Source organism: Dehalobacter sp., from assembly GCF_030063005.1.
GTDB lineage: Bacteria > Bacillota > Desulfitobacteriia > Desulfitobacteriales > Syntrophobotulaceae > Dehalobacter > Dehalobacter restrictus.
The window spans coordinates 1-22,785 of sequence record NZ_JAPDHR010000036.1; the positions used below are offsets into that span (position 1 = coordinate 1).

A 22,785-nucleotide genomic window follows, 5' to 3' on the forward strand; every position below is an offset into this window, starting at 1 on the left:
ATATTATAACACATTACCACAAATTGCTCAATACTAAATAGCAATAATTTGACGATTTTCTAACAAAAAAAGCCCTGTTTTCAAGGCTTTCAAAGATTTTAATATTTATGCAAGTGTCAAAGACCCGACATGTTATATATTTGAAAAAATGGATGAATTGCGAAATGCCTATAGAGAGGCGTTATTTTCTGGCTCCCTAAATAAAAAAGCAAGTTTGGCGGACTTATTTTCAATGTCCTTATTTACAAGTAAAGCTAATGCAGAAAAAGAAAGGTATACAATAACTTTTGTTTGACAGCCAAAGAATCTATACGGTATAATGAACAAAACTCAAAAGTACCTTTTGGGAGAATGAAAATGCTTAACGGTAAGAGAATGCTAGAACAAATCAATAGCTTTACGTTTAGAAGCTTTAGCCAGTGCTATTATTACTTTTATTTTAGCACCGGTTATTTTTGGTTGTTCTACAATCGAATACTTTCTCTCTTCACTAATGAGCATCCGGAAAAATGCCTTGCGGCCTGATCCCGGTCGAGAGGAACCCGAATACGAATTGCGATACCGTTAAAGAAGGCTCATTAGAAATAATGAGCCTTCTGTTTTTATTCAAGCTTGCGTAGTATCATGTAAGTAAGTAGGACAGTTTAGGAGGTAGGGAAAATGATTATTGTAATGAGGCCAAAGACGCCACCAGAGGAGATCACGAAAATGAAACAGAAGATATTGGACCTGGGATGTGAGGTTCATGAGTCTTTAGGCGTGAACTACCATATTCTTGGATTGATCGGGAATACCAGCAGCATTGACCCGGACACGCTGCATGCAAATGATTATGTTGAAAAAGTCATTCATGTTCAGGAGCCTTTTAAAAAGGTTAACCGTTTATTCCACCCGGAAGATACGGTCATCAGTGTCGGGGACAGAAAAATCGGCGGCGACACCTTTGCTGTGATTGCCGGACCATGTTCGGTAGAAAGTGAAACGCAAATCGTCGGCATTGCCGAAGCGGTCAAAAAATCCGGGGCTGCTTTTTTAAGAGGTGGCGCTTTTAAGCCGCGTTCCTCACCGTACAGCTTTCAGGGTTTAAGAGAAGATGGTCTGGAACTTCTGAAAATAGCCAGAACCAAGACAGGACTGCCGATTGTATCGGAGTTAATGTCAACCGAATATCTGGAGAGATTCGTTGAAGACGTGGATATTATTCAGATCGGCGCCCGCAATATGCAGAACTTTGAACTCTTAAAAGAAGTCGGAAAAATCCAAAAACCGGTGATCCTAAAAAGAGGGTTATCCTCGACGATTGAGGAATTATTACTCGCTGCGGAGTATATTCTGGCGCATGGCAACGAGAATGTTATTTTCTGTGAAAGAGGCATCCGTACTTTTGAAAATTACACCCGGAATACGCTTGACCTGACTGCTGTGCCGGTGATCAAGAAACTGAGTCACCTTCCGGTCATTGTTGATCCAAGCCACGCGGCAGGGCTCTGGTGGCTTGTCGAACCGATGGCTAAAGCAGCGATGGTCGTAGGTGCCGACGGTGTCATGATCGAAGTGCACAACGACCCGGCCAATGCCAAATGCGACGGGCAGCAGTCTATTAAACCGGAGAAATTTCAGGCTTTAATGGACTCGCTGAGACAGCTGGCGGTTATACAGAACAAGATTATTTAATTAATGAGATGATCCCTGGAGGTGGATTTCTTGGAAGAACCGGACTTTGGTAGCATGGAAATTACGGTGGTAGGTCTGGGACTTATTGGCGGATCATTCGCCATGGCTTTGAATAAACTAAAACCAAAGAGAATCTGGGCAGTCGATGTTAACAGCAGCGTACTGGAACAGGTAGAAAAAACGGGTGTGATCAGCAAAGGATTCACGGAGGCAAGCATTCCGCTGCAAAGCTCGGATATTGTTGTGATCTGCATCTATCCGGAGCTTGCCGTTCAGTTTGTGAAAGACAATCTGGCCTATTTTAAAAACGGTGCCCTGATTACAGATACGGCAGGACTCAAAGAACAAGTCGTTCAGGAGATTAGTTCAGTCTTAAGGGAAGATTTGAGCTTCGTCGGGGGACATCCGCTGGCTGGCAAAGAATCCAGCGGATTTGCCTATGCTTCTGAAGAGATTTTCCGGGGGGCCAACTATCTGATTACCCCAATCGACGGGACGAAGAATGAAAGCTTGAGACTGGTGGAAAGGTTGATTCTTGGTCTCGGCTGCAGACAGCCAATCCGAATGGAACCGCATAAACATGACGAAATAATTGCGCTGACAAGCCAGCTTCCTCATGTCATTGCGGCCGCCCTGATGAACAGTTCCGGCTCCGAGGATACCGGCAGCTTTGTCGGAGGCAGCTTCCGCGATGCAACACGGGTGGCGAGAATGAATGCCGAGCTCTGGAGTGAACTTTTACTTGAGAATAAAGACAATATTTTAGAACAGATTGACGTGTTCACCGAAAACGTTCGGCTGATCAGGACAGCGATCGCGGAAAAAGACCAGAATTCGCTGAAAGAAATGCTTGAGAATGCCGGCCGGGGCAGAGAAAAGTTTTAAGGAGAGATTTTCTTGACGTGCTTACGCTTGCAACCTTCAACCTTAACAGGGGAGATCAGGATACCTCCTTCTAAAAGCATCAGTCACCGGGCAGTGATATGCGCCGCGCTGGCTGAAGGAATCAGCAGCATTGACAATCTTGTCTTCTCTGAAGATATTTCTGCAACCTTGGACGGGCTGGTGTCTCTGGGTACAACCGTCGGAGAAGTCTCGGTGAACCCTGGTGAACCAGGCGCGCTTTGGCTGGAAGGGAACCCGAAGCTTCAAATCGCGCAGGAAACAATCAACTGCCGGGAATCCGGATCTACGCTGAGATTTCTGATACCGCTGGCCACACTGACAGGAGGCCCGGTGACCTTTACCGGTGCCGGCAAGCTGGTGGAGCGCCCGCTGGACGCATATTATGAGCTGTTCCAACTGCACGGAATCGAATATCAGACCCGGAACGGTTATTTGCCCTTGACGATCAAAGGGAGGTTTTCACCGGGTGAGTATAAACTGAAAGGCAATGTCAGTTCTCAATTTATTACAGGACTTATGTTTTTACTGCCGCTCTTGGACGGAGATTCCAGAATTGTCATTACAACGGAACTGGAATCCCGCGGTTATGTTGACCTGACCATCGATGCGCTGGAAAAGTCGGGAATAACCGTACAAAACAACGCATACCGGGAATTTTTTATTCCAGGAAAGCAGCGGTATAAGGCAATTAATTGCCGCATTGAAGGAGACTACTCCCAGGCCGCGTTCTGGCTGGTGGCAGGGACACTGGGGTCCGGTCTGAAATGTCTAGATATCAACGCTCAATCCTTGCAGGGGGATAGGATGATCCTCGATATTATGTTGGCGATGGGTGCCCGAATTGTTTGGACGGATGATAGTTTGGGAGTCCTGAGCGCCCAGACTGTGGGAACAGTGATCGATGCCGGGCAGTGTCCGGATCTGGTCCCTGTACTTGCAGTCCTGGCTTCTTTAAGCAAAGGAACAACCAGAATCATTAATGCCGGAAGACTCCGGATCAAAGAATCGGACAGACTCAAAGCAACGGCATCAGAGCTGAACAAACTTGGGGCCAGGATTCAGGAGCTGCAGGAAGGGCTCCTCATCGAAGGGGTAGAAACCCTGCATGGCGGAACCGTCGACAGTTGGAACGATCACCGGATCGCGATGGCCATGGCTGTGGCCTCCATCAGGTGTACAGAACCTGTGTTTCTAACCGGAGCCGAAGCCGTAAAAAAATCATATCCGCATTTCTGGCAGGATTTTTGCAAATTGGGAGGTAGAGCTGATGAGTGGAACATGGGGTGAATACCTTAAACTATCGTTGTTTGGGGAATCACACGGAAAATGCATCGGGATCGTACTTGATGGTCTACCGGCGGGACTAAAGCTTGATTTGCCCTTCATCGGCCGGGAACTGGCCAGAAGGGCACCAGGGAAGAATCCGCTTTCAACCCCGCGAAAGGAAAAAGACGAATTTGAAATCCTGAGTGGTTTCTTTAAAGGAACTACGACTGGAGCCCCACTCTGCTGTGTGATCTGGAATAAAGACCAGCACTCCGGGGATTATTCCGAATTGAAAGACACGGTGCGGCCCGGCCATGCGGATTATACCGCGATGGTAAAACACAGAGGCTTCAACGACTACCGGGGCGGAGGGCATTTTTCAGGCAGACTTACAGCGCCGCTGGTATTGGCTGGCGCGATTGCCAAGCAAGTCCTGGAGAAGAAGGGTATTATGATCGGCAGCCATATTTTAAATATTGGCGGTATAAGAGAGGATCATTTTGATAGCCTCCGAATTGATTCAGGGTTGCTTTGGAAACTGACAGAGCAGGAATTCCCGATTCTATCGGAAGAAGCGGGTATTCGGATGAAACAGGAGATTCTCCAGGCCAAAGCTAAAGAGGACTCTGTCGGCGGTGTGATTGAAACTGCCGTAGTCGGTTTGCCCGCCGGTTTGGGGTCACCATTCTTTGACTCAGCTGAAAGTAAAATTGCCCATCTGCTGTTTGCTGTTCCGGCGGTGAAGGGAGTCGAATTCGGTACTGGGTTTGCAATTACGCAGATGAAAGGATCCGAAGCCAATGATCCGTATGCTCTCGCAGATGATAAAGTAGTGACGCTTTCCAATCACAATGGCGGAATTCTTGGAGGGATCACGAATGGAATGCCTTTGCTATTCCGGGCTGCCGTGAAACCGACACCTTCGATTGGCAAAGTGCAGCAGACGGTGAATATGGCCTCCAGGGAAGAGACGCAAATTACGGTTCAGGGGAGACACGACCCTTGCATCGTCCCCCGGGCGGTTCCTGTGGTAGAAAGCGCCGCTGCACTGGCCTTATTGGACTTGATGATAGAAAAGGATGGGGTAACGTGGATGAACTAGAAAATCGGAGACTGCAGGACCTCAGGTCTAAGATAGATGAAATCGATACCGAGCTGCTTCGCCTTTTTGAAGCAAGAATGGAGACCGTCATTGAGGTAGCCGAATATAAGATTTTGAACAGCATCAATATTTTGGATGAATCCAGGGAGAATAAAGTCCTGCAAAAAATTGAGCAGGTCAAAAACAAGGATCTGGCTAAGACAGCAGAAGAATTCCTCAAAGCCGTCATGAGTATTAGCAAAGGTGTTCAGGCCGAACGCTTTTTCAGGCCAGAAACAGGTTCCTGGCAGGTCATTCCGGAAATTGAAGAGGAGTCGAAAATTGAAGAACCGGGAAAATGTGTTTCCGGAAATGTGATCGGGTTTCAAGGAATTCCGGGTTCCTATAGTGAGCAGGCGCTTAAGGAATATTTCGGGGAAGGCAAGAATACCAAGAATTATGTGAACTTTGAAGATGTGTTTCAGGCGTTGGCTGCAGAAGAGATTGATTACGGGGTTCTTCCGCTGGAGAATTCTTTTACCGGCGGTATTGCCGACGTCTACGACCTGCTTTGCCGGTTCGGCTTTTATATCGTTGGTGAAAAATGTATCCAGATCGATCATAACCTGTTGGCGGTTAAAGGAACAAAACTCGAAGATATCAGGGAAGTATGCTCCCATACCCAGGGTTTTCAGCAGTCCAGTAATTTTTTAAGAAAACATCCCGAATGGAGCCAGGCGACCTGCAGCAATACCGCGGTAAGTGCCAAGAAAGTCGCCGATGCAGGTTCGAAAGCCCTGGCATCCATTGCAAGCAGGCGAGCGGCAGAGCTCTATGGTCTGGACATTCTGGCTGAAAAAATCAATAATAACCCGGCGAACTTTACCCGGTTTATCATTATCGGCAGAAAACCTGAGCTTAGAAGTGCGTGTAACAAGATCAGTCTCGTTGTCGCCATTTCCCATGAACCCGGTTCATTGTACAGGGTTCTCAGTCATTTTGCCCGCAATGGGCTGAATATGATGAAGATTGAATCTCGTCCGATGACGGATAAGACCTGGGAATATCTCTTCTATATTGATTTCGAGGGTAATCTGAATAATCGTGTGGTCAAGAAAGCCGTTGAGGGGATCGAGAAAGAAAGCGCTTACTTCCAGATGCTCGGAAACTATCCGTTGGATAAACAAGACAGGTAAAAATAATAAAATAAATAATAAAACTGAATATCAAGTTGTTTCAGGGATCCATTAATTCTTAATTACCCCAGACTAACCCGATAAGTCGATCACCGGAGTAAACTCGATATTCAGTTAATAAAACAGAGAAATCAGATCGGAGGCGAAACGATGATCGTCGGACATGTGAACGAATTGGCAGGGGTCCCTATGCAGGGAGCAGGAATACAGGGTGCCATCAAAAAAGTACTGGTATCTCCCAAAGAAGGCTGGGAGGGCTGGACGATGCGGCTCTTTACGCTTGAACCAGGGGGCTTTACACCCAGACATACGCATGATTGGCCCCATATTAATTATATTGCTTCAGGCGAAGGTACACTGCATTTAGACGGTCATGATTATGCCCTGAAGGAAGGCGCGTATGCCTATGTTCCCGGAGGTGCGCTCCATCAATTTCAGAATGACTCCGGGAAAGAATTTTCATTCCTATGCATTGTACCCGAAGAAGGAGATAAGTAACCTTTATCTTTGCCTTGGATACTATCAATTGAGAATGTCAAGATCGCTTCATTTTTCAATTTGTTTGAATAAAGATTTAGGGGCTGCCAGAATAAGTGGCAGCCTCTTTCAATACGTTCTTTTGGTATGTTTCTTTGTTCAAATAATTGTTACCTTACCCGGACGCCGGGTTCGATGCCCCACGGTCCTCGAAGCCGAACAGTTTGGCAGGAATTGATTCCACCAAAGGTAAAGCCTGCTGATATTAGAAAAAGCTGAGATGTCCCGCTTCTCTTAGGCGCTTCTACCTGTGTAGTAACTCATAACGTTTTGAACAAAATTTCTTGTTTCGGCAGGCATTTTCACAAGATCCTCCAGCCCCTGGACGCCTCTGGCCCGGATTGTTCCTGATCCAGCATTATAGGCAGCCAGAGCCATCTCCGTAGATCCGTAACGGTCGATCAGCTGCCGTAAATAACGCGTTCCACCGTCAACATTCTGTTCAATATTAAAGGGGTCGGTTACGCCCAGCCCTGAGGCTGTTGCCGGCATCATCTGCATGAGCCCGATTGCGCCTGCTGAAGAGACCGCGTTCGGGTTAAAGGATGATTCCTGACGAATGACGGCTGAGATCAAAGATTTTTCCACACCGTATTTTTCCGAAGCTCCCGTAATCGCAGCTTTAATTGAAGCATCAATCGAAGACGCGTCGAAAGAGCTGTCTGTATTATTCGTGTTGTTCATGTTATTCATGTTGTAAGCACTGTAAGCACTGTTGTATATCTGCCCGGATGAGGGCATGTTATTTGTTCCTAGGAAGTCCCCGGTTCTGGTCAGGCTTTCGGTTCCGTCTCCTGTGTTGAGCAGTGAATTCTGCAGATTGATAAGGTTATAGAGATAGAGCATTTGCATCTGGTCAGACGTGTTGGAAGGATCCGTTTGATCCATCTGACTTGACAGATCCGATGTGACATTGCTGTCTTGCTGCATGGTCTCCAACAGCATTTTATAAACCATCTGAAAAGCTTCGGAGTTTTCAGAAGTGCCTTCCAGGGCCTGGACCATATTTTGAAGCTGCAGCTGCAGCAGTTCATTTTGAGCATCAATTTTCATACGATCACCCCGGTAAGCTTGTTTTTAGAAAGATGGAAACGTACTGTTTGTCTTAACTATTATTATGCGATGAACAGACGCTGAAAGCAAGCATGGGATTGTCTTTATTTACCTGCACAATTTCCCGCGGACTTGTTTTATAATAGATGAGTACTTATACAATACAACTGCAGCAGGTGGGATAATAAAGGTGAAACCTCTTTTTGAAAGATCGACAACCCTATTTGAGAAAGTTTTCTTAACTTTGGTTATATTGAGTTTGATAGCATTCTTAGTTGGCTGCAATGTGGATCTGGACATCCTTGTCTATGCGGGATTCGGCGCGTATGTAATCCTTGGCTTCTTTGCTTTTATGCAGCCGAAAAAAATGATGGAAGTACTGAAAAAAGAAAATGAAGATTTTTTAGTCAGAAATCAAAAAAGAATCCCGCTAATTAAAACAGGATTCAGATTTGGTGGATTCACACTGGCCGTTCTTGGGATAGCGCTCGGCTACATTTTCACTGTTTATTATTAGTCTTAGTCTTGCCTGTGGGCCTTGTAGGGATTTCCTTACAATTTTGTACGAAATTAAGATTTGAACCCGGTTTCAAACGCTCTGATCAGGGCGTAAGCTGTATCAGCGCGGGTCATAGGCTGAAGCGGATAAAATTTGTTGTTGTCCGCTTTCAGAATGCCGAGACCCGTGGCGAGTGAAGCGTATCCGCGCTCTTCAACCGGGACATCATCGAAGGAAGTCTGGAACATTGGGTTCAGCGCGGCAATCTTTTCGAGCCCGAGGAAGCGGACGATGATTTGGCTGCACAGTTCTTTGGTAACGATTTGGGACGGGCCAGGTTATCCTGAATCCATCCTTCTTCTTTAGCTTTTTTTATGACATCGGTATCGGGAAGATTGTTCTCCGAGCCGTTTTTTATTGTGTAAAGAGCCCGCAGGAAGGCACTGGCAGTGATATTTTCGGTCGGCCGGAACTGGCTTCCGTATTCACCGAATAATCCAGCCATCCCCAGCACGGTGATTTCTTTTTCCGCAGTGTTTCCGGCAATATCTGTGAAGATATGAGTCTGAGGCTGATCTTTTAAGGAATTTCCCTGGAAATCCAAAAATGATCCGGTTCTGGCATCTATCAGGCCGGAGGTTTGACTGCTTTCTGAGGAGGGCTGATAGACAAGCCGGACTTCCTTGGCTTCTCCTTGATCGTACAACAGAACATAGGTCAATTGCATAGGTCTAGCCTGGAAGAGTATTTCCTGGACTTTGGCTGGAGACATTGCTTCCGACAATTGCGGGAAATCGAGATTCCACCAATTCAGATAATAAGAAGTGATTTTCTTCGTCTGCAAGTCAACAGTAATGCTGATGTTATTGGAAGGGAACAGAATGCCGTTGACGATCCGTTCATAGTTGAACGTGATGCTGGTGAATTCTGCTGATTTGACGAAATCAGCTGTGTTGTCCGTATTGAGTTTAACCTGCTGAGATTTGGCCGGCTGGATTTTTCTGATAAAATCCAGCGCAATGGTCTGGGCCTGTTCGCTTGTAATCGCATTCAGGCTTCCGTCGGTGTTTGCGGAAGAGGAGTAAACAGAGAAAGAGATTAATTCGCCGCTGGCTGCATTGACCCTGGAATTAATCGTTTGGGCTCCGGACCCGCTTGGGGTTCCCCATTCAAAGGACCATACCTTTCCGCCGCGTAGACTGTAGTCCTGGTAAAGATTGATGCTTTTCAACGTAACGTTCGAAGGGATTTCTACCCACTGCTTGACGGCCTCAATCGCTTTTTCCCTGGTTAAAAGCTTCGCATTTTCGGCGATTTCCTTTTGTTCCTGCGGCGTTAAAGGAACGGATTTGGCTGCGCTTTCAGCCGAGCCAAGTCCACCCAGCGCCCGGTCATTCGTAAACAGCCATTGACCGGAGTTCAGGACCAAGGGTTTTCCGGTGAATGCATCGATTGTTCCACCGTTTTTCAGGGTATAAACCAGCTGGACTTTCTCACTATTTTGTGCTGTGGTCAATGGCTTATAAGCCGGTGCCAGAAAGTATTGCAGTTCCAAAAGTTTAGCGGTATTAAAGTATTCAGTTGCTTGCCCGGCATTGATGATATTATTCACTTCAGGGATCTTAAAATCATTCCAGATGATGTTATAAGCAGTGACCTTGCCGCTCGAAGCACTCACCTGTACACTGACCAGGTTGCCCTGAAACGGGATGCCGTTTTCAAACCGCTGCCAATTGTAGCTGTAAATGGTCTCGCCATAGAGATTGATCGGAACAATCGCCTTATTCTCGAGGAATTTCAATTTGGCATATTTCGTCCCGGTTAATTTTTGGACAGTAGCTTCCGCGACTTGTCTGGCCTGTTCCGGGGTTATCCGCGGAAGTGTATAGGCCTGATTGCCCTGGACAGACTGCCAGGAATATATGGACAGAATTTCTCCGCTGACAGCGTCGACCTGGGCTGAAAAATTACCGCCGGAGCTGCCGGAAGTGTTCCAGTCCAGCGACCAAACCTGACGGGACTGATAATTGCTGAAGCTTGAAGTGAACTCGGTCAGCTCTTTAGAAATTTCAAAATTTTGTTTGACAATCTGCAGGGCTTGTTCCAGGGAGATTTTTGTTTCCGCCGAACCTGTCTGAGGCGTTACGGTATCAGCGCCCAAAAGCGGTACCGGCAGCTGGAAGATCAAAACAAAAACCAGAGGAAGTATTAACCAGCGATGACGTTTCATTTTTCCAACCATCCTTTCACAACATTTTGATCTGTATGCGTTTTCTTGCTAAAATAGACTGTAATAAGGCAGCGATTATGACGCAGCCGAAAGAAAATATTTCCTGTTTTTCCGCAAACTGATTAATCAAAAATTTTAGAGATCACCAATGCCAAGAAACCAATGCCAAGAAAGTGGAAACTAGAAAGGAATCGGATTCAAGGCGGTTGAAATGCTGGAGGCTAAAAAGAAAAGTAAATAACAGATAGCTAATGATTAGCTGTCAAATATGAAAAATTGAGAATAGGAGTAAGAAATGGAACCATATTTGATCTCGACAAAAGAAATCCAGGTAAGTTATGCCGATACCGATATGATGGGCGTAATCTACCACGCCAATTATCTGAAATGGTTTGAACTCGGAAGATGCCAGCTGGTCGAAGATGCCGGATATCATTATCTGGATATGGAAGAAGCCGGGTATTATGCTCCGGTCTATCAAGTCGAAGTAACCTATAAAAAAGCGGTACACTACGGTGATCGTGTGTTCGTGAAAACCTGGGTCGAAGAAAATCAGGGTTTATGGACGGTATACGGCTACAAGGTTGTTAATGACAGCGGTGAAGTCTGCGCCGAAGGACACACGAAACATATTCTGGTCCGGAAAGACAATTTTAAGCCTGTCCAATTCAAAAAAGCATTTCCTGAATGGTTCCGCCGCTACGAAGAAATCAAGAAAAAATAGACACAAAACATATTGCTTATTTTTTGTTTGGTATTATCAATTTTGTTCCAATGCGTCGTAACGGAGGTTACCGATTTTTCCATGATCATTGCGCTATAGTAGAGATATCAAAATGACGAAGATCAAGGAAAAGGTGATAAATATGATCAGAAAGATTATAGAAATCGATCAGGAAAAATGCAACGGCTGCGGGTTATGTGTAAACGCCTGTCATGAAGGTGCGCTGCAGCTGATTAATGGCAAAGCCATTTTGGTCAGTGATGCATATTGTGACGGGCTTGGTGACTGCCTGCCGGGATGTCCGACAGGTGCAATTCAGATTATCGAAAGAGAAGCCACAGGCTATAACGAAGAGCTGGTCAAAGCCAAGCTCGCCCAGAAAAAAGAAAAACCGGGTTGCTCTTGCCCGGGCACCATAGCCGCAATGATCAAAAAAACGCCTGCAGGGGAAAAACAGGATTCCGGAGATATCGGGGCTGAACGCCCGTCGGAACTCAGGCAATGGCCGATTCAACTGAATTTGATTAACCCGCAGGCTTCTTACCTGCAAAATGCTGATCTGCTGGTTGCGGCAGACTGTACTGCCTATGCCTATGCTTCTTTCCATGAGAAGTTCATGAAGGACAGAATCACGCTGATCGGCTGTCCCAAACTCGATGACAATGATTATTACACGGAAAAGATCGCGGAGATCATCAGAATCAATCATCCGCAGAGTATCAAGGTGGTCCGAATGGATGTACCATGTTGTTCCGGGATTGTACGGGCTGTAAAAACAGCCATGGTCCAGGCTGGCATTTCGGTGCCGTACAGTGAAGTCATCATCGATTATCGGGGAACGCTATCCTGTTAAATCGAGCTAACGGCAACGAATAAGAAGGTAACGCTTATTCGTTTCTGACAAGTGATTGAAGTGCTAGGGCGTAGATCTCAGTGCACTTGATCAGATGTTCAATCTCCATATATTCATCAGGCTGGTGCTCAACTTTAGGCATCCCGGGAAAAGTCGGACCAAAGGCAACTGCGCGTTTGAAAGCTTTGGAAAAAGTGGTTCCGCCCATTCCCAGAGGTTTTGTTTCAGTGTCTCCGGTAAAATCCTGATAGACCTGTATGAGTCTGCGAATATTGGGATCATCTTCCGGGAAACTCAAAGATTCCAGTGAATCGATGATTGTAAGGTTTCCCTGGAAAACGCTAAAGGCTCTCTCGATTTTGGGTTTGATTATGTCAAGCCGCTCCTTGGCCGGGAAACGAATATCCACCTTCAGGATAATGTTCTTCTCGTCAATCAGGATATACCCGGGGTTAACAGTAAGTTTACCAGTCAGTTGATCTTCAAGACTGAGGCCCAGGGATTCACCATAATATTCCATTGCCATGCTTTGGGCATAGGCTTGGATGAACTCCTTTTGCCCGCCTTCAAGCTCCAGCAGACTTAAAAACATAATGAGCTGGGAAATGGCATTTCGTCCTTCATTGCAGATAAAGGCATGGGCGGATTTTCCCTTGGATATAAGTTTGCAAACAGAAGCATTTTTTTCAAGAGAGATATCATATCCTGTTTGTTCTTGGAATAGCCTGAGTTCCTTTTTGATCTGTATTTTTTGGTCATCATTCAATCTGAGTGTAGCTTCGCAGTAATCAGGAACAATATTAAGGGACTGTCCTCCCCCTTGCATGGTTTCAATCGTAATCCCACTATAGCCGGAGGATTCCAGACTTAATGTTTTCTTGATTTCCAGCCAGACCAGGCCCTTCTCGGCAATTACAACCGGGAATTTCGAATCGGGAACAAAAGAAAAATCAGGTTCTTTAATTTTTTTCAATAATTTGGGCGTTGTATGCCAGATACCCTCTTCATCAATCCCAATAATAATCTGAACCTTACATTCAGAGCTAATTCCTGATCCGGAATCCTTTAAGGCTTTTAAAGCATAGAGGGCTGAGAGCGCCGGCCCTTTGTCATCGATTGCGCCCCGACCATAAATTTTTCCTTCCTGAATCAGACCTCCGAAAGGGGGGGATTTCCAGCCGCTTCCCTCAGGGACAGTATCAAGATGAACAATCATCCCGTAGGTTTTTTCCCCTTCTCCATATTCGATTACTCCACCCAGATTTTCTACGTTATGTGCCGAGAATCCCATGCTATGAGCCAGGGCAAGGTAATATTCCAAGGCTCTTTGGGTACCATCCCGATCGCTAGAGACACTTTTAATCCGAATGCAGTCTTGCACAGACTGAATCAAATCTTCTTTAAAAGAATCTATGGCATCTTTTAACCCCTTCATAAAACCTCCGTATGCTTGCATTATTGTCTGTAGATATTACTAGTATTGTTATTGGAACTTTGAAATATGATTTTTATTCTGAACTTTCGGTTCTGATGGAAAATGTTCCAAGAAAATAATATTTTGGCCAAGGTATATGTTAATAAACAAAAATTATTGCGGCGTATGAAGGAATACGTCGCAATAATTTTTATTATGCAGTTAAACTATACTTTCTAGCTTGGTATATTAATTTTATGAAGCTCTGGCCATTCCAGCCACCATTTGTATTTATCAACAATTTCAGTCCCGTAGCCGAACATATCATCAATGGCTTTCAGCATTGTTGAAGCAGTTTCTCCTTTACTGCCTATCCACAGGCCTGCTTCATGGAACCAGGAGTTTTCTTTGGAATTCCATGGACAGACTTTCATACACCTGCCGCAGTTGACGCCTTCCTCATTACTGCAACGGAATACGGCACATTTTTTGTAGTCGCTGTTCCACCGCAGGTAGCCGTTCATTTCCACTGGCTCTTTATCTGGGCTGATAGCTTTAGAAGGACATTCAACAGCACATTTCATGCAAACCCTGCAAAAATCCAACATTCCAAAATCAATGGGTTTATCGGCAACCAAAGGCAAATCGGTGGTAACCGCAGCACATTTGTTGCGGAATCCCATTCTGGGATGAGCAACACAGTCTCCGGTACGGGTATGTTCACCCAGTCCGGAAGCTATAAGTGCCGGAGGAACGGCAAGACCATAATTGCCAAAATGATGGGCTCTCGCATTATAGCCTATATTTCGAATATATCGCGCCATAATGACGGCAATATTAGCTGTGGCATGATAACAACGCATTGACTGGCTTACAGATATTCCGTCATACCCAGTCGATGCCAAATAGGTTTCCAAATGCTGTTCAACCGCGACAGTAATGACATAGGGGTACTCCGGTTCTGTATTTGGTACTTCTGCGATCGGCGTTTGTGGCGGAAGGATACCGGCAGCTATTACAGTTATGGGAGGCATACACTTCGTGCCGTAATAACCGTATGAAGGCATTTGGCCTATACCAACATCATCTGCCCTGAGATAATAAGCGAGATCTTTGATATGCTGGGACATTTGTTCGGGGTCGGGAATAGGAAGTTTATCTTTTCTCGGCGTGCCCATGACAGTCTCATCTCCACTAATCATCCCAAGAGCCTGCATTATGCCACCCGTTAAAGGACTTCTTTCGCCCTGACTAAGGAGTCCGAATCTCGCCTTATCACCCAGTAGACCTCTGGTAGCAAGCCCGAAACCCGAATTAAATTCTCCCGATTTTTTGATCGGCCCAACAATTTTGCTTGTTCCCAACCACTGATCGTTATTTTCTACAAAGTGAACCGTGGCACCACCATAATGGTTTACAGGGCGTAATTTCGACCATTGTCCTTTGGCAGGTGTATAGCTTAGGTCATGAATAGCCGCGTTTGCCACCTTGGACGGGGCTGCGATTGCCCCCATGACACTCATGGCGGCAGCAGCTGCCCCCGTTTTAAGAAAACCGCGGCGGCTCACTTGATATTGCGGCTTGGTTTCTTTTTCCCCATTTTTTGAAATCTCCGACATCAGTTCTCCTCCTTTTAAGCCTGAATTGACTCTTTTGCCTTGCTTTTTGCGCCGATAAAACCTAATATGCGGGCCAAAACAACGGCCAATATCACTGAGATTCCTCCGAACAGGAAAATCGCTGTGCTTGTTGCCTTGACATGTCCTACGCTGGCATTAATGTAAACAAATGAAATCCCCATGCATGTGATTAAAAACCAAATTACATATAATGCCCAAACCAGCGCGGTCTGCCAATTTTTCTCTTTTTTGGCACGCGGCTTGATAAAAAGGATACCGGCCAAAAAAAGAATCCCCGCTAAAAAAATTAAGAATGTACTCATCATTCTCACCTCCTTAAATTTTGCTGCCTGTTTTATAAGATTATTGTATTGGTCATTACATTATCGGTTATAAGTCCCGGATTACATTGCGTATTGGGTGGAACATTTTTTTTATGAAGAAAAAAATAAACCGCCTTTCGGCGGTATTTAATGATTCATCCAATCCTCAATCAAAGCTTTTAGTTGTGGTAAGTCATATATAATAATCTTATTCCTTGTTTTATTTAAAATGTTTTCTTTTTTTAGATATCTTAAGATTTTATTGACCGTTATAAAGTGAACCCCTGTTATTTCGGAAATTGCCCTTTGAGATATTTTCACATCGATTTCATAAACATTATCAACCAGTTTCCCTTGTGTATTGCAGAGTAAATAAAAGAATCGTAAAATCCTGACGGATGGCTTATAAAGAACCGCCTCACTAGCCTCATGCATGAAATAACAACGTTTGGATGAAAAACACGTAATATATTCTAAAAGCAATTCTTTGTTCTCATGAAGGAGCATAAGAAATTGAAATTTTTCAAAAAAACAGACGCTGCTATCTTCCTCCGAAACAACATGAACATAAGAGCTTGTAAATATGCCAAGGGCTTCATCTATGAAAGTGTACGGATCCGCATGATACATAAATTTTTGCTTTCCATTCTCATGCATGAAGCTGATACCCAATTTTCCCGAAAGTACTAAGATGATACTATCAATGGTTTCTCCAAGGAAGACGATGGATTCCCCTTTGCGATAATGACGGATGATTCCCAAATGAAGGTAATCACGCAATTTCAACATCGGATAAAAATTTTGGGGCAAAATATAATGATCATTCATCATTTTTCCCATGTTTATCTCCTCCCGAAAGAGTCTTCCAATAAGATTTTAATAAGATAGCAACTATTTATTATTATCCTAGACTTATTTTGGATCGAGGGCAAGAAATATATTTTAGTAATTACTAATTCCTCCTGTGTTTAGCTTAAATGCCTCCTGGCTGTAACCGGCAAAGTTTACTCTGTTCCCATCATGTATGGGTCGCTAGAAGTTCTGAGGAGGTTCTGGTTTGGGCAAAAACTTTGCTTTGAAAAGGGTAAATCTGATTTACTTGACTTCAACACTGTACTAGTGTACTATTTATATAGTTAACTAGTACGATGTTAAAGGGGTGACATAATGAATTTTGATAATACTGCGCCGATTTACATTCAGATTATGAATTTGATTAAGAAAGACATAATTCTAGGAAAAATGAATTTAGGCGAAAAACTGCTGTCATCAAGGGAGTATGCCCAAAACCTGAAGGTGAATCCCAATACCATGGTAAGGGTCTTCAATGAACTGGAACGGGAAGGAGTGACCTTTACCAAACGAGGAGTAGGAACTTTTATTACAGAATCGGAGGAGAAGGTGGAGATTATGAAGAAAGAAATGGCAGAGGATATCGTCAGAAACTTTATTGAAGGAATGATGGAATTGGGATTTAATTTTAACGACATGATTGCGCTGATAAAAAGCAGGCTGGATAAGGAGGCTGTTCAATGACATCTGTATTAGTTGCTGAAAATGTCAGCAAAGGATTTTTCCGGAACAAGGCACTGCACGACCTGGATCTGCAGATTGAAGAGGGCAAAGTGTACGGGCTGCTCGGTCCTAACGGCAGTGGGAAAACCACCTTTTTCAAGATTGCCGCAGGGCTTTTTAAGCCAACTTCCGGCAGAATGACGGTTATGGGTTATCCCATCGGGGCAGAAACCAAAAAACTCACGGCTTTTATGCCAACGGATGATTTTCTGTTCGGCTGGATGAAAATTGACGGGATCCTCAGTTTTTACACAGACATGTATGAGGACTTTGATCAAAATAAAGCACTGGAATATTTAACGTTCATGGAATTACAGGAAAATATGAAAGTCAGCAGTTTATCCACGGGCATGAAAGCCAGGCTCAAACTGGCCGTAACGATGGCCCGGAAGGCCAGGCTTTATCTTCTGGACGAACCGCTGAATGGGATTGACCCGATTTCCAGGGAAAAAATTGTAAAGATGATTATGGGTGCTTTCCGCGATGACTGTGCAGTGATTATTTCGAGCCATCTGGTCAGTGAATTGGAAACGATTCTGGATGAAGTAATTTTCCTGGATCGCGGAACGGTCGTCCTGGCTGGTGATGCGGAAAAATTCAGACTGGAGAAATCCTGCTCGATTGAGGCACTGTATAAGGAGGTTTACCATGGCTAATCTGATAAAATATGAATTTATCCGAAAATGGAGGGGCCTGGGCATTTTTATGGCCATCGTCCTGATCCTGAATGCATTTGTTTTGGTGAAGCTACAAATTGGTATGCATACAACCGAAGAACAGATGATCGTGCTGGGGGCATTTTTTTCGGGAATACTTGGTATCTTTTTTGTGCTGTATATTATTGATGTGATTATGATGTACAGCCGCGATCTAGATCATAAGACAGGATATATGTTTATGCTGACACCGAACAGTGGTTACAAAATCCTTGGGAGCAAGGTTATTACTGCAATATTGGAAGGATTACTGTTTCTACTGGTCTATATTCTGCTGCTTGCAGGCAATTTTATGGGGTTTTACGGAGAACCTCTTCGGGCTTTGGTCGGAAGTGATCTCTTTTCTAACATCATCAGTCAAGTCCATCTGGAAGGGATTAATCTGACTTCTTATTTTGCAGTGAGTCTGTTGATGATGTTTGTATCGATTGTGGGCTTGTTTTTAATGGTCTATGCCGCCATATCCATTCGCAAGAGTATCCTTGCTGAGAAAAAATTCGGCGGTTTGATCAGCTTCATCATCTTTATGCTGTTAGCCTGGGTTGACAGTGCCATAACAAATACGCTGACAACGGATATATTTAGTGCCAATTCGATGATCAGTCCAGGGGTGCCAAGCTATACGTTTCTTTTAATTCAAATTTTAATTCAGGTGGTGCTGGGTGCCATTTTCTTCTGTGTTTCCGCCTATTTGCTTGAGAATAAAATGGATATGTGATCAAAAAAATATCTGAATAACAAAAAAAGCTGCTGCAGACAAGGATCCGATGTCTGCAGCAGCTTTTTTCTAGGTATAGGCATTTCTTCGGCAAGTGTTGATACTACTTCCGGAGGGGACGCAACAATTAAAGAACAATTCGGATCAGAAGAGTCTGAGGACATCAGTGTCTTATATTTCTTTATAAAATTGAGGAAATGATAAAAATCGTTATAAACCGCTTAAATGCAATATAAATTATGGCATTTTAATGGTATAATTACACCAGTCAAAGTACCTTTAATCTTGATAACAAGGAGTTCACATGAGGTTAGTCAATATCAAATACGTTCAGGAAGGATCTGTGCTGGCCAGACCGATAAGAAACTCCTACGGCAGGATACTTCTCGGTAAAGGAGTCGAGCTCAATAAGAACTATTTAGCAAAGCTTAAAGATATCGGCTACGATATGGTATTCATTCAAGATGAACGGTTTCAAGATGTTGAAATCGGTTATGCCATTATGGACAAGACCAAAGAGATTGCATATAATGCGGTTCGGGGAGTTACCGATGAACTGGAGAAACATCCGGAGGCAGAGATAGATGCGGATTCAGTCCGTTTTGCGGTTCTGAATCTAGTTCAGGATTTGTTGCACAGTTTTGATATCCTTAGTAATCTGACTGATATTAACGGCTACGACGAATATACGTATCATCATTCGATCAACACCACAGTCCTGGCTTTGATGCTCGGAATCGGCAAAGGTTTTACACAAAACCAGCTTTTGGAGCTTGGGATGGGAGTTCTGATGCATGACATCGGAAAAACAAAAATATCGAAAGAAATTCTAAACAAAAAAGGTAAATTGGAAAAAGAAGAATTTGAGCAGATTAAGACCCATCCGTTGCATGGTTATGAATATATCCGCGGCAATCGCGATTTCAGCATCCTGTCTGCCCATGTTGCGCTGCAGCATCATGAGAAATGGAAGGGCGGGGGCTACCCCAGGGAACTAAGAGAGAATGAAATTCATGAATACGCTAGGATCGCCTCTGTCGCCGACGTGTATGAGGCCTTGACCAGCAAGCGCCCTTATCGCGATGCAATGCCGCCTTATCTGGCATACGAATATATCATTGTTCATTCAGGGCTGCAGTTTGACCCTGAAATTGTCCGCATTTTTGCTCAGTCTGTGGCGCCGTATCCGACAGGAACAGGTATAGAGCTTAGCAATGGTTTGCGCGGTGTTGTTATCAAACAAAACCCTATTTTGCCAACAAGACCGGTGGTCAGGGTAATCACTCAAGGCAATCAAGCCCTGGACAATCCGGACGACCTGGATTTATCCAAGCATTTATCTACGATGATCACCAGCATTGTGGATCATTGATGAAGTATTATTCCTCTACGAAAATTGGAACGAAGGCGGCAAGAATATGGATATCCAAGGCCTAAATGTATGAACCGATAAGGAGACCTTTCGTAGCTTTGCTGTGGGAGGTCTCCTTATTATTGGTCATATTCCGAACATTAGAACAAAAAAACAAAATAATGTTCGGATTCTGATTGACCCTGTATTTGTTGTCGGGTAAAATATGTTTAGAATTTATTGCAGATAATATGGTGAATTTGTGATTATTTCTGCTCACAAATAAGGAAAAGCATTTAAAGGAGGAAATAACGAATGATCTCTGTTGGTGTAATCATGGGTAGTGATTCTGATTTTTCCATCATGGAAGAAGCAGCAAAAATCCTGCAGCAATTCTCAGTACCCTTTGAAATGAAAATATCTTCTGCTCACCGTACGCTGAAAAGAACCGTGGAATGGGTGGAAAGTTTTGAGAAACAGGGAGGAAAAGTGATCATCGCCGGGGCCGGTATGGCTGCGCATCTTCCAGGTGTGATCGCCGGAGCCACGACGCTCCCTGTTATTGGTATCCCGATCAAGAGTGGTGCTTTGGAGGGTGTAGATGCGCTTTATGCGATTGTGCAAATGCCTCCCGGTATCCCGGTCGCCACGGTCGGGATCAACGGTGCCCGCAACGCAGCGCTCTTGGCTGTAGAAATGCTGGCGATCGCTGATCTGGAACTGCAGAACCAGCTGAAAGCTTTTAGACAAAAAATGGCGGCAGATGTTGAAGCCAAGGACAGTGCACTTCAGGATAAACTGAAAGCTTAGAAAATATTTAAATAAAGGAGAATTTCTGTGATAGAAAGGTACACGCTTCCCGCTATGGGGAGACTATGGCAAGATGAATACCGTCTAACGCTCTGGCTGAAGATAGAAATTGCAGCCTGCGAAGGATGGGCGAAAAAAGGAAAGATCCCGCAAGAGGCTGTCGAAGTAATCCGTCAGAAGGCCGCTTTTTCCTGGGACAGGGTCAAGGAAATTGAAGAAGTCACCCAGCACGACGTATTGGCCTTTTTGACCAATGTCGCTGAGAACGTCGGCGATGAAGCCAAATATATACATCTCGGACTGACCTCTTCCGATGTACTGGATACATCGCTCTCGCTGCAGCTGGTTGAGGCTTCCGATATCCTGCTCGAGAAGATGGATAAGCTGATTGATGTTTTGGGCAGAAAAGCCCTCGAATACAAAGATACGCTGCAAATGGGAAGATCGCACGGGATTCATGCCGAACCGATTACATTCGGCCTGAAATTCGCACTCTGGTATGACGAAATGAAACGGCAGAGGGAGCGGCTGAAATATGCGCGCGAAGAGATTCGGGTAGGCCAGATTTCGGGTGCAGTCGGCACGTTTGCGAACGTTGATCCTGCCGTGGAAGAATGGGTCTGTGAGAGCCTGGGCTTAAAGCCGGCTCCAGTGTCAACCCAGATTATCCAGAGGGACAGGCATGCATTCTATGTAGGCGTGTTGGCCGGAATCGCTTCTTCACTTGATAAGATTGCCACGGAAATTCGTAATCTGCAGCGGACGGACGTCCATGAGGTCGAAGAACCTTTTGGTAAGGGACAAAAAGGCTCTTCAGCGATGCCGCATAAGAAAAATCCGGTTATTTCGGAAAGAATTTGCGGAATGGCCCGCCTAATCCGCGGGAATGCCCAGGTCGCTTTTGAAAATGTCGCACTCTGGCATGAAAGAGATATATCCCATTCCTCAGCTGAACGCGTGATCCTTCCTGACAGCACCATTGCGCTGGATTATATGCTGCATAAGATGATTCAGACTTTGGAAGGATTAAGAGTGTCCCCGGAACAGATGATGACAAATATTGAAAAGGTCTATGGTCTGATCTTCTCCCAAAGGGTTATGCTGTCGCTGGTCGATAAGGGCATGAGCAGGGAAACATCCTACGCGCTGGTACAGAAAAATGCAATGAGAGCCTGGGATACCAAGGTGCCGTTTAAGGATTATGTGCTTCAGGATGCTGAGATCATGCAGTTCCTAACCAAAGAAGAAGTTGATGCGCTGTTTGATTATGAGTATCATACGAAAAACATTGACTATATTTTCCGCAGAGTCGGACTACTGAAATAATAAACATAATATCAACTTTTTGGAAATTACCTATTTAAATCACATTGTTATAGGTAGCCTTAAACTCGAACGGTTTATTAAACGATGAAAATTGAATATGGATGTAAATTTAGACATTATTACTGGAGGGTTATGATATGGAAAAGCTCGCAATGCTGTATGAAGGCAAAGCCAAAAAAATCTATGATACGAATGACAAAAATGTTTTCTGGGTCGAGTACAAAGATGATGCAACTGCCTTTAACGGGATAAAAAAGGGTACCATTGTTGACAAAGGGATTATCAACAACAAGATGTCCGCGATGATGTTTTCCTATCTTCAAAAGAATGGCGTCGATACACATTTTGTTGAGCTTTTAAGTGACAGGGAACAAATTGTCCGGCGCCTGCAGATGGTTCCGCTGGAAATTGTTGTCCGCAATATTGTTGCCGGCAGTCTCGTAAAGAAGGTTGGCAAAGAAGAGGGCTATTCCCTGGCTTCGCCTGTGCTTGAGCTTTATTATAAGGACGACGCGCTCGGTGATCCGATGGTCAATGAAACCCATGCGCTTGCGATGGGATGGGCAACGATCGAACAAATCAACAAAATGAAGGAAATTGCTTTGAAGGTCAATGAGCTTATGACCAAAATTGTTGCCAAGGCCGGGATTGACCTGGTTGACTATAAGCTGGAGTTCGGTCTGATTGACGGCAAAGTCATGCTCGGAGATGAGATTTCTCCGGACACTTGCCGCTTCTGGGACAAAGATACCGGAGAAAAGCTGGACAAGGACCGTTTCCGCCGGGATCTTGGCAAGATTGAAGAAGCGTATGCCGAAGTCTATACCCGTCTGAAGGACGCTCTAGAAAATGCTTAAAGCGATTGCTAAAAATACAATGCTGGAAACATAACTGCTAGAGGACAGAGACAGTAT

At 44.6% G+C, this 22,785-nt stretch carries 23 protein-coding genes; 16 read left to right on the forward strand and 7 right to left on the reverse strand.

The window, feature by feature from the left end; translation table 11 throughout:
- Positions 1-660: 660 nt before the first annotated feature.
- From aroF to OKX56_RS10235, 6 genes are all read left to right on the forward strand, one after another.
- Entirely contained in the window at positions 661-1,674 is a 1,014-nt protein-coding gene (aroF, locus tag OKX56_RS10210) for a 3-deoxy-7-phosphoheptulonate synthase (protein WP_019226378.1), read from the forward strand.
- A gap of 21 nt (positions 1,675-1,695) precedes the next feature.
- A complete protein-coding gene (locus tag OKX56_RS10215) occupies positions 1,696-2,559 on the forward strand; it encodes a prephenate dehydrogenase (RefSeq protein WP_242837038.1) in 864 nt (287 codons plus the stop codon).
- Positions 2,560-2,571: 12 nt separating this feature from the next.
- Positions 2,572-3,867 carry a 3-phosphoshikimate 1-carboxyvinyltransferase gene (gene aroA / locus OKX56_RS10220; RefSeq protein WP_019226380.1) on the forward strand — a complete coding sequence of 432 codons (1,296 nt, stop codon included), beginning with the start codon at positions 2,572-2,574 and terminating at the stop codon, positions 3,865-3,867.
- The gene (gene aroC, locus OKX56_RS10225) at positions 3,848-4,948 is read left to right on the forward strand and encodes a chorismate synthase (RefSeq protein WP_019226381.1); all 1,101 of its coding nucleotides are present in this window, start codon (positions 3,848-3,850) and stop codon (positions 4,946-4,948) included. The genes aroA and aroC overlap by 20 nt, the downstream gene beginning before the upstream one ends.
- Complete coding sequence (gene pheA / locus OKX56_RS10230) at positions 4,936-6,123, forward strand: prephenate dehydratase (protein WP_019226382.1); 1,188 nt, start codon at positions 4,936-4,938, stop codon at positions 6,121-6,123. Before aroC ends, pheA begins: the two co-directional genes overlap by 13 nt.
- Positions 6,124-6,273: 150 nt before the next feature.
- Positions 6,274-6,621: a cupin domain-containing protein gene (locus tag OKX56_RS10235; protein ID WP_019226383.1), complete on the forward strand. Its 348-nt coding sequence runs from the start codon at positions 6,274-6,276 to the stop codon at positions 6,619-6,621.
- Between the two features lie 273 nt (positions 6,622-6,894).
- Here OKX56_RS10235 and OKX56_RS10240 read toward each other — a convergent pair whose 3' ends face one another.
- A complete protein-coding gene (locus OKX56_RS10240) occupies positions 6,895-7,713 on the reverse strand; it encodes a lytic transglycosylase domain-containing protein (RefSeq protein WP_019226384.1) in 819 nt (272 codons plus the stop codon).
- 190 nt (positions 7,714-7,903) lie between these two features.
- On the opposite strand from OKX56_RS10240, the gene OKX56_RS10245 reads away from it, so the two are divergent.
- Positions 7,904-8,230, forward strand: a complete 327-nt coding sequence (locus OKX56_RS10245; RefSeq protein ID WP_019226385.1) for a hypothetical protein — start codon at positions 7,904-7,906, stop codon at positions 8,228-8,230.
- Between the two features lie 53 nt (positions 8,231-8,283).
- On the opposite strand, the gene OKX56_RS10250 is transcribed toward OKX56_RS10245, so the two are convergent.
- Together OKX56_RS10250 and OKX56_RS10255 are read right to left on the reverse strand one after the other, a co-directional pair.
- Positions 8,284-8,460 carry an S-layer homology domain-containing protein gene (locus tag OKX56_RS10250; RefSeq protein ID WP_287896377.1) on the reverse strand — a complete coding sequence of 59 codons (177 nt, stop codon included), beginning with the start codon at positions 8,458-8,460 and terminating at the stop codon, positions 8,284-8,286.
- Positions 8,461-8,465: 5 nt separating this feature from the next.
- Positions 8,466-10,442, reverse strand: coding sequence for a PepSY domain-containing protein (locus OKX56_RS10255; protein ID WP_287896378.1), 1,977 nt, complete (start codon positions 10,440-10,442; stop codon positions 8,466-8,468).
- 295 nt (positions 10,443-10,737) lie between these two features.
- On the opposite strand from OKX56_RS10255, the gene OKX56_RS10260 reads away from it, so the two are divergent.
- Entirely contained in the window at positions 10,738-11,166 is a 429-nt protein-coding gene (locus OKX56_RS10260; RefSeq protein ID WP_019226387.1) for an acyl-CoA thioesterase, read from the forward strand.
- 142 nt (positions 11,167-11,308) lie between these two features.
- Positions 11,309-12,019, forward strand: coding sequence for an ATP-binding protein (locus OKX56_RS10265; RefSeq protein ID WP_025205359.1), 711 nt, complete (start codon positions 11,309-11,311; stop codon positions 12,017-12,019).
- A gap of 34 nt (positions 12,020-12,053) precedes the next feature.
- Here the strand turns inward: OKX56_RS10265 and OKX56_RS10270 are convergent, their stop codons facing one another.
- The 4 genes from OKX56_RS10270 to OKX56_RS10285 all read right to left on the reverse strand — a co-directional run bounded on the left by OKX56_RS10270 (position 12,054) and on the right by OKX56_RS10285 (position 16,215).
- Positions 12,054-13,454, reverse strand: coding sequence for a Sapep family Mn(2+)-dependent dipeptidase (locus OKX56_RS10270; RefSeq protein ID WP_019226389.1), 1,401 nt, complete (start codon positions 13,452-13,454; stop codon positions 12,054-12,056).
- Positions 13,455-13,669: 215 nt separating this feature from the next.
- The gene (locus tag OKX56_RS10275; RefSeq protein WP_019226390.1) at positions 13,670-15,052 is read right to left on the reverse strand and encodes a reductive dehalogenase; all 1,383 of its coding nucleotides are present in this window, start codon (positions 15,050-15,052) and stop codon (positions 13,670-13,672) included.
- Positions 15,053-15,066: 14 nt separating this feature from the next.
- Positions 15,067-15,375 (reverse strand): hypothetical protein, encoded by a 309-nt coding sequence (locus tag OKX56_RS10280; RefSeq protein ID WP_019226391.1) that lies wholly within the window; start codon positions 15,373-15,375, stop codon positions 15,067-15,069.
- 147 nt (positions 15,376-15,522) lie between these two features.
- Entirely contained in the window at positions 15,523-16,215 is a 693-nt protein-coding gene (locus OKX56_RS10285) for a Crp/Fnr family transcriptional regulator (protein ID WP_019226392.1), read from the reverse strand.
- A gap of 327 nt (positions 16,216-16,542) precedes the next feature.
- On the opposite strand from OKX56_RS10285, the gene OKX56_RS10290 reads away from it, so the two are divergent.
- The 7 genes from OKX56_RS10290 (at position 16,543) to purC (ending at position 22,728) form a co-directional block, all read left to right on the forward strand.
- Positions 16,543-16,911 carry a GntR family transcriptional regulator gene (locus tag OKX56_RS10290; RefSeq protein ID WP_019226393.1) on the forward strand — a complete coding sequence of 123 codons (369 nt, stop codon included), beginning with the start codon at positions 16,543-16,545 and terminating at the stop codon, positions 16,909-16,911.
- Positions 16,908-17,606 carry an ABC transporter ATP-binding protein gene (locus OKX56_RS10295; protein ID WP_019226394.1) on the forward strand — a complete coding sequence of 233 codons (699 nt, stop codon included), beginning with the start codon at positions 16,908-16,910 and terminating at the stop codon, positions 17,604-17,606. Before OKX56_RS10290 ends, OKX56_RS10295 begins: the two co-directional genes overlap by 4 nt.
- On the forward strand, positions 17,599-18,384 hold the full coding sequence (locus OKX56_RS10300) for an ABC transporter ATP-binding protein (RefSeq protein WP_019226395.1): 786 nt from the start codon (positions 17,599-17,601) through the stop codon (positions 18,382-18,384). The genes OKX56_RS10295 and OKX56_RS10300 overlap by 8 nt, the downstream gene beginning before the upstream one ends.
- Positions 18,385-18,688: 304 nt before the next feature.
- Positions 18,689-19,756, forward strand: a complete 1,068-nt coding sequence (locus OKX56_RS10305) for an HD-GYP domain-containing protein (RefSeq protein WP_287896379.1) — start codon at positions 18,689-18,691, stop codon at positions 19,754-19,756.
- Between the two features lie 294 nt (positions 19,757-20,050).
- A complete protein-coding gene (purE, locus tag OKX56_RS10310; protein ID WP_019226397.1) occupies positions 20,051-20,545 on the forward strand; it encodes a 5-(carboxyamino)imidazole ribonucleotide mutase in 495 nt (164 codons plus the stop codon).
- A 27-nt stretch (positions 20,546-20,572) separates the two neighbouring features.
- Positions 20,573-21,871, forward strand: a complete 1,299-nt coding sequence (purB, locus tag OKX56_RS10315) for an adenylosuccinate lyase (protein WP_019226398.1) — start codon at positions 20,573-20,575, stop codon at positions 21,869-21,871.
- 137 nt (positions 21,872-22,008) lie between these two features.
- Positions 22,009-22,728, forward strand: coding sequence for a phosphoribosylaminoimidazolesuccinocarboxamide synthase (purC, locus tag OKX56_RS10320; RefSeq protein ID WP_019226399.1), 720 nt, complete (start codon positions 22,009-22,011; stop codon positions 22,726-22,728).
- Positions 22,729-22,785 lie beyond the last annotated feature (57 nt).